The organism is Halalkalibacter krulwichiae, assembly GCF_002109385.1.
GTDB classification, from domain to species: domain Bacteria; phylum Bacillota; class Bacilli; order Bacillales; family Bacillaceae_D; genus Halalkalibacter; species Halalkalibacter krulwichiae.
The window spans coordinates 3,356,825-3,369,309 of sequence record NZ_CP020814.1 but is presented as its reverse complement, the minus strand read 5'-3'; the positions used below and the strand labels follow the sequence as shown (position 1 = coordinate 3,369,309).

The 12,485-nt window shown below is 39.0% G+C and carries 8 protein-coding genes, 1 pseudogene and 1 other annotated feature; all 9 genes and pseudogenes read left to right on the top strand.

Annotated elements, in window-relative coordinates:
* Positions 1 to 101 precede the first annotated feature (101 nt).
* The 9 genes and pseudogenes from BkAM31D_RS16985 to BkAM31D_RS16945 all read left to right on the top strand — a co-directional run bounded on the left by BkAM31D_RS16985 (position 102) and on the right by BkAM31D_RS16945 (position 12,471).
* Entirely contained in the window at positions 102 to 845 is a 744-nt protein-coding gene (locus tag BkAM31D_RS16985; RefSeq protein WP_066153341.1) for a TrmH family RNA methyltransferase, read from the top strand.
* 63 nt (positions 846 to 908) lie between these two features.
* Positions 909 to 1,149, top strand: a binding site (T-box leader).
* A 49-nt stretch (positions 1,150 to 1,198) separates the two neighbouring features.
* On the top strand, positions 1,199 to 2,233 hold the full coding sequence (gene pheS / locus BkAM31D_RS16980) for a phenylalanine--tRNA ligase subunit alpha (RefSeq protein WP_066153338.1): 1,035 nt from the start codon (positions 1,199 to 1,201) through the stop codon (positions 2,231 to 2,233).
* A 13-nt stretch (positions 2,234 to 2,246) separates the two neighbouring features.
* Positions 2,247 to 4,670 carry a phenylalanine--tRNA ligase subunit beta gene (pheT, locus tag BkAM31D_RS16975; RefSeq protein ID WP_066153335.1) on the top strand — a complete coding sequence of 808 codons (2,424 nt, stop codon included), beginning with the start codon at positions 2,247 to 2,249 and terminating at the stop codon, positions 4,668 to 4,670.
* 217 nt (positions 4,671 to 4,887) lie between these two features.
* A complete protein-coding gene (zapA, locus tag BkAM31D_RS16970) occupies positions 4,888 to 5,178 on the top strand; it encodes a cell division protein ZapA (RefSeq protein WP_371807208.1) in 291 nt (96 codons plus the stop codon).
* A gap of 1 nt (position 5,179) precedes the next feature.
* A complete protein-coding gene (locus BkAM31D_RS16965) occupies positions 5,180 to 5,719 on the top strand; it encodes a CvpA family protein (protein WP_066153329.1) in 540 nt (179 codons plus the stop codon).
* A gap of 227 nt (positions 5,720 to 5,946) precedes the next feature.
* A pseudogene (gene polX, locus BkAM31D_RS16960) lies at positions 5,947 to 7,655 on the top strand (DNA polymerase/3'-5' exonuclease PolX).
* Between the two features lie 26 nt (positions 7,656 to 7,681).
* Positions 7,682 to 10,039, top strand: a complete 2,358-nt coding sequence (locus BkAM31D_RS16955; RefSeq protein ID WP_066153322.1) for an endonuclease MutS2 — start codon at positions 7,682 to 7,684, stop codon at positions 10,037 to 10,039.
* Positions 10,040 to 10,053: 14 nt separating this feature from the next.
* Positions 10,054 to 10,467, top strand: a complete 414-nt coding sequence (locus BkAM31D_RS16950; protein WP_066153319.1) for a DUF350 domain-containing protein — start codon at positions 10,054 to 10,056, stop codon at positions 10,465 to 10,467.
* Between the two features lie 294 nt (positions 10,468 to 10,761).
* Positions 10,762 to 12,471: a long-chain-fatty-acid--CoA ligase gene (locus BkAM31D_RS16945; RefSeq protein WP_066153316.1), complete on the top strand. Its 1,710-nt coding sequence runs from the start codon at positions 10,762 to 10,764 to the stop codon at positions 12,469 to 12,471.
* Positions 12,472 to 12,485: the final 14 nt, after the last annotated feature.

The window sequence follows — 12,485 nt, the reverse complement described above, 5'->3', positions numbered from 1 at the left end:
TAATTATTTCTATTTGTAGTATGCATCAGCATGGACTGGATTATGACGAAAAAAATGGGTATGATGGATAAAATGAGAAAGAGGAATTAAAGGAGTAGAGAATGAAACGAATTGATTCAGTGAAAAATGAACATGTCAAACGTTGGAAGAAATTAAAAACGAAAAAAGGTAGAGAAACGACTGGACGTTTCTTAGTCGAAGGGTATCATCTAGTTGAAGAAGCAATGAAAGCAAAGATGGTTGAATATGTCCTTGTGACTGAGGAGGCCGATCAACAGTCATTAAAAGATGAAGATATCATTATAGTAAGTGAGCAAGTGCTTAAAGAGCTCTCTGAAACAGAAACACCACAAGGAATTGCAGCGGTTTGCATTTTACCGAATGAGCCAGACGTAGAGAGATTAGAAGGGCAATACTTGCTACTAGATCGAGTTCAAGATCCTGGGAATTTAGGGACGATGATTCGAACAGCCGATGCAGCGGGAATGACCGGGATTATATTAGGTGAGGGAAGTGTTGATGTATTCAATAGCAAAGTCATTCGTGCGTCTCAAGGCTCTATTTTTCATTTGCCGGTTATAAAAGGCAATTTAGAAGAATGGGTAAATCGAATGAAAAATGCAATGATTCCAGTATTTGGAACAGCCTTAAAAGAAGCGAGTTCTTATACAGCTGTTGAGCCACTGGAGCAATTTGCCTTAATAATGGGAAATGAAGGAGAAGGACTTGCCCCATCCCTATTAGAGCTTACTGATCAAAACATTTACATCCCGATCCATGGCGAAGCAGAATCACTTAACGTAGCGGTAGCGGCTGGGATTTTGCTCTATTATTTAAAGAGTTAAGGTGAAAGAGAGTTGCATCTGTTTCCAACATTCTCTATAATAAAACAATCAAATGTATATTTTACAAATGCAACGAAAGAGAGTAGTACGTTTTTAGCCACCATGCAGGGAGAAAATGCCTTAGACTGGAAGCATTTTTATGGAAGGGGAAACTGAATTCACTCTGGAGCAGACACTGGACCACAAGTGAGACTTGTGAAGGTGTTCCGGTTTTAGCCGTTACAGCAATGAAGATAATAGTGTATAAGTGTATTTTTATGTACATTATTAACTAAGGGTGGTACCACGAGTCTTCGTCCCTTTTGCGGGAGCGAAGGCTCTTTTTTATTTTGTTTACATAAGGAGGCATTCAAATGCGTGAACGATTAGAAGCGTTGCGAGATGAAGCGTTAGCAAAAGTCGCTGTCGCTGAAGATGTAAAAGCATTACAAGAAGTTAGAGTTGCTTATTTAGGAAAGAAAGGCCCAATTACAGAAGTACTTCGTGGAATGGGGAAGCTTTCAGCAGAAGAGCGTCCACTTATCGGTCAAATGGCTAATGAGGTTCGAGATGCGATTAAAGCAGAAGTAGAACAAAAAGAACAGCAATTAGAGCAGGCTGCGATTGAAAAGCAATTAGCGAATGAAAGCATTGATGTCACACTGCCAGGTCGCCCTGTAGCAAGTGGATCTACTCATCCATTAACGGCTGTTGTCGAAGAAGTAGAAGAGGCATTTTTAGGGTTAGGTTTCTCAGTTGCAGAAGGTCCTGAGGTAGAAGTTGACTACTATAACTTTGAGGCACTTAATTTACCTAAAGACCATCCTGCCCGTGATATGCAAGATTCCTTTTACTTTACGGAAGAGTTGTTGCTTAGAACGCATACATCTCCTGTACAAGCGAGAACGATGGAGTTGCATAAAGGAAAAGGACCTGTGAAGGTTATCTGTCCAGGGAAAGTATTCAGACGTGATGATGATGATGCAACCCATTCTCATCAATTCATGCAAATTGAAGGGCTGTATGTTGATGAGCATGTTCGTATGAGTGATTTAAAAGGGGTGCTTGAACAATTCGCCAAATCTTTCTTTGGAGAAGATCGTTCGATCCGATTACGCCCTAGCTTTTTCCCATTCACAGAGCCTTCTGTTGAAGTAGACGTTTCGTGTGGAATGTGTAATGGCAAAGGTTGTCGCATTTGTAAACAGTCTGGGTGGATTGAAGTGCTTGGAGCTGGAATGGTTCATCCACGAGTATTAGAGATGAGTGGATTTGATTCAACTAAATACAGTGGCTTTGCTTTTGGTATGGGGGTTGAGCGACTGGCAATGTTAAAGTATGACATTGATGATATTCGTCATTTCTATACGAATGATGTACGTTTTCTAACACAGTTTAAACGGGTGTAAAGGAGGAGTTACGATGTTAGTTTCATATAAGTGGTTACAAGATTATGTAGATGTAAAAGAACACTCAGCTCGTGAGATTGCTGAGAAGATGACTCGAGGCGGAATTGAAATTGATTTCGTCCATCAATTAAATCAAGGCATTTCTGGTGTTGTGGTTGGTTTTGTTAAGGAATGCCAGCAACATCCAAATGCAGATAAATTGAATGTGTGCCAAGTAGATATTGGTGAAGAAGAGCTTGTTCAAATTGTTTGTGGAGCTAAAAATGTTGCCGCTGGTCAGCATGTCGCTGTTGCAAAAGTTGGAGCTGTTCTCCCTGGCAATTTCAAAATTAAAAAAGCAAAGTTACGCGGGGAAGCTTCTCACGGAATGATCTGTTCCTTACAAGAGCTTGGCATTGATAGCAAATTAGTACAAAAAGAGTACTCAGAAGGCATTTATGTGTTTCAAGATGAAGTGGAAGTGGGAAGTGACGCACTTGCTGCTTTAAATTTAGACGATGAAGTATTGGAACTTGATTTAACTCCAAACCGTGCCGATTGTTTAAATATGTTAGGAGTTGCGTACGAAGTTGCAGCATTGTACGAAAAAGAAGTTACGCTTCCAACGATTGAATTACATACAAATGAGGAAAAAGCTTCAGATTACATTGATGTAAAAGTAGAAGCAACAGAAGACAATCCGTATTACGGCGCAATCATTATTAAAGATGTAAAAGTCGGTCCATCTCCGCTTTGGTTGCAAAATCGTTTAATGGCTGCGGGAATTCGTCCGATAAGTAATGTTGTAGATATTACTAATTATGTCTTGCTTGAGTATGGTCAACCATTGCATGCTTTTGACTATGATCGTTTTGGGTCAAAAGAAGTGGTCGTTCGTCGAGCGAAGAATGGAGAAACGATTGTCACTCTTGATGATCAAGAGCGCACGTTAACAGACGATCACCTTGTTATTACGAATGGAAAAGAGCCTGTTGCGATTGCTGGTGTAATGGGTGGAGCGACTTCTGAAGTCCATTCGGAAACAACGACTGTGTTACTTGAAGCAGCCTATTTCAAAGGTTCAACCATTCGTAAAGCTTCACGTGATCTAGGGCTTCGCAGTGATGCGAGTACAAGATATGAAAAAGGTGTAGCACAAGATCGTGTATTAGCAGCAGGTAGAAGGGCTGCAGAGTTAATCGCGGAATTAGCTGGTGGAACCGTGGTTTCTGGGGTTGTCGAACAAGACATCTTCTCCTATGAGTTAGCTACAGTCGACCTTGATGTCACGCGTGTCAACAGTCGTCTTGGAACAACGATTTCAATAGAAGACGCTATGTCATATATGGATCGTTTAGGCTTCACGTATGAAAAAGAAGACGAGGTATTACATGTTACGATTCCATCACGTCGTGGGGATATACAAATTGAAGAAGATTTAATGGAAGAAGTAGCAAGATTATTTGGTTATGACAACATACCGACAACCTTACCAGTTGGAGCAACCATTCAAGGAGCTTTAACGGATTACCAAAAGAAAAGACGTCATGTGCGAAGAGTACTAGAGCGTTCAGGTCTATCACAAGTAATTACGTACTCTCTAACTAATCCTGAAAAAGCAAAAGGGTTTGCTTTTGAATTGACTCATACGCCTGTAACATTGGCGATGCCAATGAGTGAAGACCGAAGCACGATGCGTACGAGTTTGATCCCACACTTATTTGATGTGTTAAGCTACAATGTTAATCGTAAAAATCAGGATGTGCATGTATATGAGGTTGGTTCAATCTTCTTAAGCGATGAAGAGAAGTTAACGAATCAACCAACTGAAAAAGAAATGGTTGCAGGTGCTTTAACGGGGATGTGGCTTGAACACGGCTGGCAAGGAGAGAAGAAGCAAGTTGATTTCTTCTTAGTAAAAGGAATCCTTGAAAACTTATTCCGTGAACTAGGAATTGATAATGAGATTTTATTTGAACAAGCGACGCTACCTGATTTACATCCTGGAAGAACTGCTCTTATTAAATTAAATGGTGAAGAGATAGGCTTTATCGGTCAAGTTCACCCATCTAAACAAAAGGAACTAGATTTAAAAGAGACTTATGTATACGAGCTTCAATTAGAAACATTACTTAAGCATGAAGCGACACCGGTTGTATATCAAACCCTTCCAAGGTTCCCTGCGATGGTTCGTGACATCGCTCTTGTGGTAGACAGTCATCGCTCTGCTGGAGAAGTAGAGGCAGTCATTCGCTGGGCTGGTGGAGATCTACTAAAGAATGTTCATCTGTTTGATTTATATCAAGGCGAACATATGGAGGAAGGAAAGAAATCACTTGCCTTCTCTCTAACGTATTTAGATCCAGAGAGAACGTTAACGGACGAGGAAGTAACGAAAGTTCATAACGAAGTGTTAAAAGCAGTGGAAGAGCATGTAGATGCTACTTTAAGAGGATAATGTTAAATAGAAAAAGAAGGGATCTTTACTGATTCCTTCTTTTTTTCTTAACACAATGAATTTCTCTCATTATACAGTGTTCGTAGGAGAATATGGAGATTACGATCAAGACATTTCCAAAAATTCTTCTAAACGATTGTTTCCTTAAAACTTCCTTCATGGTATGATAAAATGTAGAATTTTAAAAGATCATGTCAGCTAAGAATTTGGCTTGTAGATAGGAGGCTTCTCCGTGTCAAAACGAAGCGAAAAGCAGCGGGTCACGGTTTCTATATATGGTCAACAATATACAGTTGTCGGTCAAGAGTCTCCCTCCCATGTAAGGGAAGTGGCTCAAACAGTTGATCAAAAGATGAGAGAAATACGCAAACGAAATCCTTATCTTGATACTACACGTTTAGCTGTATTGACAGCTGTAAATATTGTTGATGATTATATAAAAGTAGTCAAAGAAAACGAAGAGTTGAAAGAAAAAGTGAAGCAACAAAGAACGACAGGAGACGAGTAATATGTTAAGCTTTCTCATTCTATTTATCTTATTTTCAAGTTTCTTTATTGGTAGAAGAAGAGGTTTTATTCTCCAAGTCATTCATCTCATTAGTTTTGTTGTTGCCATTTTAGTTGCATATACCTACTTTGGAGAATTAGCTACCTATATTAGGCTCTGGGTTCCATATCCACAGTTCTCGTCGGATAGTACAGTAGGGATGATTATTAATACGTTTAATGCTGAAAGTGTGTATTACTCAGGTATTGCATTCGCTATTCTATTTTTTGGAACAAAAATTGTTCTACATTTATTAGGATCGATGCTGGACTTTCTTGCACACTTACCAATCTTAAGATCTATCAATCAATTGTTCGGAGGAATCCTTTGTTTTATTGAAGCATATTTAATTATTTTTGTTTTGCTTTTTGTCGCGGCGCTCTTACCAATTGATCTAGTTCAAAATGCAATGCAAGGCTCTATAGTCGTCCAAGTAATGTTAAACCATACTCCATTTTTATCTGAGTGGTTGAAACAATTATGGGTTAGTAATCAACTATAGGAAACAGAATGAGTGAATACATGAAGTCTGATCAACATGTGCGAACAAGCTACATGATTTGGGTCAGACTTTTTTAACGCTTCTAGAAGTTTTTCAATGAGAAAACTGAACGGAATGAGTGTGAGAAACATTTGAGAATATCTCAACGTCTTCCTATACCTGTGTTTTTCTTATTAATTGATTTTAGACAGTAAGTATCGGTATGATGGGGAAAGAAGAAAGGACGGATTATAATGAACAAAAAAGATGTGATTAAGCAACTTGAGATGATTGCCACTTATTTAGAGATTAAAGGAGATAATCCCTTTAAAATATCTGCCTATCGAAAGGCAGCCCTTGCGCTTGAAGCAGATGAAAGAACATTAGACGAAATCGAGAACCCAGCTACATTAAAAGGAATTGGCAAAGGAACAGCGGAAGTCATAATGGAGTTAAAACAATCGGGTAAATCGACTTTGTTAGGAGAATTAGCAGCTGAAGTGCCAGCTGGTCTCCTTCCTTTATTAAAACTCCCTAGTTTAGGGGCAAGAAGATTGGCAAGTTATATCAGGAATTACAGGTTGTTGATATTGAAAGCTTGAAACAAGCTTGTGAAGCGAAAGAAGTTCAAAAGCTAGCAGGGTTTGGCAAGAAGACAGAAGAAAAGATTCTTATCGCAATTAAAGAAGCGAGCGAAAGGCCTGAGCGATTAGCTCTGCCAGTTGTCCTTCCACTGGCAGATGCGATTGAAGAGGCGTTAGCTAAAATGGACGGAGTCGAACGCTTTTCAAAAGCAGGAAGCTTACGAAGAATGCGTGAAACGGTAAAGGACCTTGATTTTATTATTGCGACTACTGAACCAGAAAAAGTAAGGAATCAATTATTAGAGCTCGATTCTATTAGTAAGGTCATAGCTAGTGGCGATACAAAAGTATCTGTAGAAATCGCAATTGACTTTCCGATATCAGTCGACTTTCGCCTTGTAAAACCGAATGAGTTCGCAACAACTTTACATCATTTTACTGGATCAAAGAATCACAATGTGAAAATGAGACAGCTTGCAAAAAAGCGCGGTGAAAAAATAAGTGAGTACGGCGTTGAAAATGTTGAAACAGGTGAAATCAAAACGTTTGCAACAGAAGAAGAATTTTTCGCGCACTTTAATCTCGAATGGATTCCTCCTGAGGCTCGAGAGGATCAAGGAGAAGTGGAGAAATCATTTACTTATGTGACTAACGAATGTATAAAAAGTGATCTGCATATGCATACGACTTGGAGTGACGGAGCTCATTCGATTGAAGAGATGGTTGAAGCAGCTCGCGAAAGACGGTATCAATATATTGCAATTACTGATCATTCGAAGTACTTGCGAGTAGCCAATGGATTAAGTGTTGAACGCTTAAAACAACAACATGCCAAGATTCGAGAGTTAAATAAAAAGTATGATGATTTTACGATTTTAACAGGGATTGAAATGGACATTCTTCCTGATGGTACGCTTGACTATGATGATGACTTGCTACAAGAGGTTGACTTTGTCATTGCTGCCATTCACTCATCATTTCAACAAGATCGTGAAACGATTATGAAGCGATTAACAACTGCGCTAGAAAGCAAACATGTTGACTTAATTGCCCATCCAACAGGTCGAATACTTGGTCGTCGTGATGGCTATGATGTGGACGTGGAGTTATTAATTGAGCTAGCCGCCAAAACCAATACAGCGCTGGAGCTCAATGCTAATCCTCACCGCTTGGATTTGGCTGCACATTGGTTGAAAAAAGCAGAAGAAGCGGGAGTGAAAATTGCGATTAATACAGATGCTCATAATAAGGAATCTTTAGAGTTAATGTCTTATGGAACGGGTGTAGCAAGAAAAGCGTTGCTTAAGCCAGATACGGTCATGAATACATGGACGTTAGAGCGTTTGCAATCATTTTTAAAACGTCATGAATAAGGACGATAGAGAAGGAGTTTAACCATATGCAACGAGTTTTACGAGTGTTGGAATTTGAAAAAATGAAAAAGCAATTGCTCGAACATGTGTCATCTTCTCTAGGTAGACAAAAGGTTGAAGAGTTACAACCCTCTACACAATTAGAAGAGGTACAGAAATGGCAGTATGAAACGTCAGAAGGAGCAAAAATATTACGTTTAAAAGGGCAAGCGCCCCTTGGTGGCATTTCAGATGTTAAAGCTCATGCGAAACGCGCCCAAATCGGTGGAGCACTTGCTTCGCATGAGTTAGTGGAAGTAGCAAGTACGATCTATGGGGGACGTAGACTAAGAAAATTCATCATAACAATGGTTGAAGAAGAAGAGATTGAATTGCCTCTTTTATATGAATATGCCAATAAGTTAGAGCCATTAACTGATGTCGAACGAGAAATTAAACAATGTATTGATGATAATGGTCATGTTATGGATTCAGCAAGTCCAGAGCTTAGAACGATACGCTCACAAGTAAGAAGTTATGAGTCCTCTGTCAGGTCAAAACTTGAGAGTATAACACGTTCATCAAGCTCACAGAAAATGCTTTCAGATGCGATTGTAACGATTCGAAATGATCGCTTTGTCATTCCTGTTAAGCAAGAGTATCGAAGCTCATTCGGCGGAATTGTTCACGATCAATCAGCTTCGGGTGCGACACTTTTCATTGAACCTCAAGCCATTGTGCAACTAAATAATCAATTACGAGAAGCAAAGGTGAAAGAAAAGAAAGAGATTGAAAGAATTCTTGCCCATTTATCAACACAAGTGGCTGAAGTGGCCGAAGAACTTCTGTCTAACTTAACTATTTTGGCTGTTCTTGATTTTATTTTTGCCAAAGCTCGCTATGCAAAACTTATTAAAGCAACAGAACCAAAGCTTAACGAGAAAGGGTTTCTCTATTTAAAAAGAGCCCGACATCCGCTTTTAGACCAAAGTGAGGTCGTACCGATTGATGTAGAATTAGGAGATTCGTATCGTTCACTCATTATTACCGGTCCAAATACCGGAGGAAAAACGGTCACATTGAAAACAGTCGGACTACTAACGTTGATGGCTCAATCTGGACTACATGTTCCTGTTGAAGAGGAATCTGAAGTAGCTGTATTTAAGCAAGTCTTTGCTGATATTGGTGATGAACAATCAATTGAACAAAGTCTAAGTACCTTCTCTTCTCATATGACAAATATTGTCGATATATTAGATAAAGTGGACTTTCAAAGTCTTGTTTTATTTGATGAGCTTGGGGCAGGTACTGATCCAACAGAAGGAGCAGCTTTAGCGATTTCGATTCTTGATGATGTATATAATCGTGGTGCCTGTGTTGTAGCAACGACTCATTATAGTGAATTAAAAGGCTACGCCTACAACCGTGAAGGGGCTATTAACGCGAGTGTTGAATTCAATGTTGAAACACTTCGACCAACGTATCGCTTGTTAATTGGTGTTCCGGGACGAAGCAATGCGTTTGCGATTTCAAGAAGACTTGGACTTGATGAACGGATTATTGAAAAGGCGAAAGAACAAATTGATAGTGAAACGAATCAAATTGAATCAATGATTGCCTCCTTAGAAACGAGTCAGAAATCAGCAGAGTCAGAATGGGAAAAAGCAGAAGCTATCCGACATGAAGCAGAGCATTTACGAAAAGATCTAGAAAATCAGCTTGAGGCTCTTGAAAAGGAAAAAGAACGAATTTTAAAAGAAGCAGAAGAACATGCAGAAAAAGCCGTTCAAGAAGCGAAAGAAGAAGCTGAAGTTATTATTGAAGAATTAAGGGAAATGCAAAAAGAAGGCATTGCTGTTAAAGAACATCAAATCATTGACGCAAAAAAGCATCTTGAGAAGGCTGCACCAAAGTTAACACCGAAGCAGAAAAAAATCAAAAAGGAAGCGGCTAAGAAGCAGAATATACAGCTAGGTGATGAAGTTCGAGTGTTAAGTTTTGGCCAGAAAGGCTTTATTGTGGAGAAAATCAACGATAAAGAGTTCCAAGTGCAAATGGGTGTAATGAAAATGAAGGTGAAAAAAGATGACTTAGAATTATTAGATCGACCAAAACAAGTTGAAACAAAGCCTCTGGCGATGGTAAGAGGTAATGAGTCTCATGTTAAATCAGAACTTGATTTACGTGGACAACGTTTTGAAGATGCGATGCTTCTTGTTGAAAAGTACATTGATGATGCACTGCTTGCTGGTTATCATCAAGTCTCAATTATTCATGGTAAAGGAAGCGGTGCTCTTCGCAAAGGCGTTAAACAACTATTGAAAAAACATCCTCATGTCAAATCAGAAAGGGACGGTGGCATGAATGAAGGTGGACTTGGGAATACAGTCGTAGAATTAAAATAAGTGAGGCGAAGGAAATGGAAGCATTTTTAGAATATGAATGGATTCGAACAGCCGCTTACTACAGCGTCTCACTCTTAGCCCTTATTTTATTTTTAACCATTTTTGAACTAGTAACAAGTTATCGAAATTGGCATGAAATTAAACAAGGTAATATAGCAGTTGCCCTTGCAACTGGTGGGAAAATATTTGGTGTTGCCAATATATTTAGACATTCCATTGAACATTCGGATTCTTTATTAACGATGTTAGGATGGGGAGTACTTGGCTTTTGTTTATTGTTAGCTAGTTACTTTATTTTTGAGTTTTTAACGCCTAGTTTTAAGGTCGATGAGGAAATTGGAAAAGACAATCGTGCAGTCGGCTTTATTTCAATGGTTATTTCAGTTGGTTTATCGTACGTTATTGGAGCTAGTATTATTGCTAGATAAAGAAGGGGTGACTTCTTACGTGGAACGATTGATGAAAATCCTTTATGTAGCGAGCGGTTTGTTTGTTTTGGCCGGAATCATTTTTATGCTTTTTTATGCGCCTTAATATAGATTAAAGAGCTGTTTGGCATCTTGCCGAACAGCTCTTCTTTTAGGAAAACAGCAAGTCCTTTTAAAAAAGTTCACAAAATAGTCAAAAAAAGATTCAAATATGAAAGCGATTACAATACAATAGAAGAGAGGAGATTGAATTATGAGAAAGGAGTAAGACAAATTGGCAAGGAGGAGATAGTGTTGACAACTGTTGATAAGATTTGGCTAGACAATTATCCCGAGGAAGTACCACATTCGATTGACTATGATGAGAGGTGCTTACACGATTATTTGAAGCTATCAACGGATAAATATCCAAATAACAACGCGCTTCATTTTCTAGGCAAAGATATCACATACAAAGAGTTGTACACAGAAGCGAAACAATTTGCTAACCAATTGCAAACACTAGGTGTTAAAAAAGGTGATCGAGTCGCAATCATGCTAGCTAACTGTCCACAAGGAGTCATTAGTTATTACGGTGCATTAATGATAGGGGCAATAGTGGTCCAAACAAACCCACTTTACGTCGAAAGAGAATTAGAACATCAATTAGTTGACTCAGGTGCAAAGGTGATTGTTTGTCTTGACCTCGTGTTTCCACGAGTAGAAAAAGTTCGATCAAAAACCAGTTTAGAACACGTGATTGTAACAAGTATTAAAGACTATCTACCATTCCCTAAAAATTTGCTCTATCCTTTTGTTCAAAAGAAGACGTCTGGAATGAAAATTGATATTGTATACAGTGATAGAACCCTTGCATTTAAACCTTTCTTAAAAGCTGGTAAAACAGATGAAGTACAGGTTGGAATGGATCCGGTCGAAGATTTAGCGCTCCTTCAATATACAGGAGGAACAACTGGTCCAGCTAAAGGCGTTATGCTAACACATCAAAACTTAGTTGTGAATACTGCTCAATGTATCCATTGGACATATAAAACGACGCCTGGACAAGAAAAAGGTTTGGCAGTGCTACCTTTCTTCCATGTGTATGGGATGACGGTAAGCATGAACCTAGGTGTGATGAATGGTTATACAACCGTAATTCTACCTAAATTTGAGCCAAAGGAAGTATTAAAGACAATTGAAAAACATAAAATAACCCTCTTTCCCGGAGCTCCAACGATGTATGTTGCTTTAGTCAATGACCCTAATATAACGGATCATGATTTGTCATCTATTAAAGCTTGTTTAAGTGGGGCAGCTCCGCTTCCGCAAGAAGTGCAAAGTAAATTTGAGAAATTAACAGGAGGAAAGCTCGTTGAAGGATATGGTTTAACAGAAACGTCTCCAGTTGCGATTGCAACACCTATTTGGGGAAAACGTAAAGTGGGAAGTGTTGGTGTTCCATGGCCTGATACGGAAGCAGCGATTATTTCTCCTGAGACAGGAGAACAAGCTGAAATTGGTGAAGTTGGAGAAATGGCGATTAGAGGTCCTCAAGTAATGAAAGGCTACTGGAATCGTCCAGAAGAGACAGCAAAAGTATTTCTCGGTGATTGGTTTTTAACAGGGGACATGGGTTACATGGATGAAGAAGGGTACTTTTATATTGTTGATCGTAAAAAAGATTTGATTATTGCGGGTGGTTTTAATATTTATCCAAGGGAAATAGAAGAGGTCCTTTATGAGCACGATGCGATACAAGAAGCCGTAGTTATTGGTGCGCCTGATGAGTATCGCGGTGAAACGGTTAAAGCATTTCTCGTTTTAAAAGAAGGGAAGAGCTTAACAGAAAAAGAGCTCGATCAGTATTGTCGTAAACATTTAGCTGCTTACAAAGTTCCGAGACTTTACGAGTTTCGTGATGAATTGCCTAAGACACTTGTAGGGAAAATATTGCGTCGTGTGCTGCTAGAAGAAGAAAAGCAAAAAATAGCTGAAGCTGAAAAAGTGAGCAATGATTCATAATAGTTAGGGGTGGT

Coding starts and splice junctions, on each gene's coding strand:
- BkAM31D_RS16985 (WP_066153341.1), top strand. CDS start 102: ATGAAACGAATTGATTCAGTGAAAAATGAACATGTCAAACGTTGGAAG.
- pheS (WP_066153338.1), top strand. CDS start 1,199: ATGCGTGAACGATTAGAAGCGTTGCGAGATGAAGCGTTAGCAAAAGTC.
- pheT (WP_066153335.1), top strand. CDS start 2,247: ATGTTAGTTTCATATAAGTGGTTACAAGATTATGTAGATGTAAAAGAA.
- BkAM31D_RS16965 (WP_066153329.1), top strand. CDS start 5,180: ATGTTAAGCTTTCTCATTCTATTTATCTTATTTTCAAGTTTCTTTATT.
- BkAM31D_RS16955 (WP_066153322.1), top strand. CDS start 7,682: ATGCAACGAGTTTTACGAGTGTTGGAATTTGAAAAAATGAAAAAGCAA.
- BkAM31D_RS16950 (WP_066153319.1), top strand. CDS start 10,054: ATGGAAGCATTTTTAGAATATGAATGGATTCGAACAGCCGCTTACTAC.